Below are 1,533 nucleotides of genomic sequence, written 5' to 3'. Positions count from 1 at the left end.
CATTGGGGTCCACTTCTCGAGGAGCTACCAATGCAGCGTATTGTATTCTAACCTGTTACACAGATCTTCCACTCAAGGGGATCCTGTTACCCTTAACTTATTCCGAGGAAGACTCCAATGGCAATGTAAGTGTTTCATTTACATATCGCTGTGGATCTAAGAATTCGTTCACTATTCCTGCTCAAGACAAAGAACTAGTTCGAGATATAGAGCTTTACGCTACAGAATTGGCAGATAAACAATGCTCTAAAAGCCACGAACGTCTTTTACTTAAAAGGGGAGGTGCTGAGAAAATCCCTACAGATTGGGACGGCATTAATGCTATCTCGTCAAGCCAGATATCAACATGGTCAATTGAGCCAAATAGCTACTTTCTTACACTTCAGTCAAGTCGTTGGCGAGAGATGACTAGCAATCAAGTATACTCTGATAGTGGTAATAGCGGTGTTCAAAGCATCATTCAGAGTAGCTTTAACGTTATTAACCGACATTATGCTAATGGTGACCCAGAGCTCAACAAAACGATCATCTCACAAGCTATACAAGTAATTGAACAAATACTCGATGACACGAGTTTAGAGCAAGCAAAATCAATAGTTACAGCCAAGCTTGGAATTCAAATGCTGGCACATGATGAGTGGCAAAAGAAAAAAGCTGAAGAGAACGCTAAAACAAACCCAAATGGCATTAACTGCAATGGGAAGCAACGTATTGTCGATGGGAAAAACACTCAGCGTAAAACGAACAATGCAATGAATATGAACCTGCCCTGCTCTGAATACGATATGTGTCACAAATGCCAGTCGGCTAAAGCTATTAATGACGTTCAGCCGATATATAAACTTATCTCTTTCATTGATGTACTTAAAGAAATATTAGATCAACACACCGATGCAAAAGACGAAGTGCATGAAAAAATATCCGCTTTTGAGTTCACTCTTGACGGAGCAAGCAACGATGTATACGAAAGTGCTATGGAGTTATTTATTAAAAATGGCCGTCATCCACGAGTGTCAATTGACCACGCCATACTGGCGTTACATCGCTAATTAGGAGCCTAACATGATACAACTACTTGAGAGGCAAAAAGCTGTCATCGATGCACAAAGTAAAGTTGGTATCTACACAGACTACCTCAATGATGTGCTGAGCCCTGCAGTTAAACGTGGAAACTGGAACGAATTTGAGAATCTCGACATTGGCTTTACCGTTACAGGGAAATCATTGGGCAAGGTGGGTGACAACGATGCATGGAGAAAGCTTCAACTCTTTTTTGAACCTAACGCTACCAAAATCAATACATTAAACTTTGAAATCGATGAAAAAACAATCGAGCGTAATCTGAGGAACCAACTAAAAGCACTCGCTATAAAAATGATGTGGCTATCACCTAAGAATTATTCATTTCAGTCTATTTGCAACACTATAGTCACCTTAAAAAAACTTGTCCCCCCACTACTCTATGAGGGAGAAAACAGCTTAGGTTCCGTAGACTTTGAGCGTCTAGAAGCATGGGTATACCCGTTCCACTTG

2 pseudogenes are annotated in these 1,533 nt (G+C 40.6%); both read left to right on the top strand.

Going from position 1 to position 1,533, the window contains the following annotated elements:
- Window positions 1-1,049, top strand: a pseudogene (locus KIV40_RS25385) (hypothetical protein); the annotation flags it as partial.
- A gap of 13 nt (window positions 1,050-1,062) precedes the next feature.
- A pseudogene (locus KIV40_RS25380) lies at window positions 1,063-1,533 on the top strand (site-specific integrase); the annotation flags it as partial.

The sequence above is a fragment of the Vibrio sp. D173a genome (genome assembly GCF_030248475.1).
Note: the sequence above shows the minus strand (reverse complement) of the source record. Positions and strands in the feature narration are given on the sequence as shown.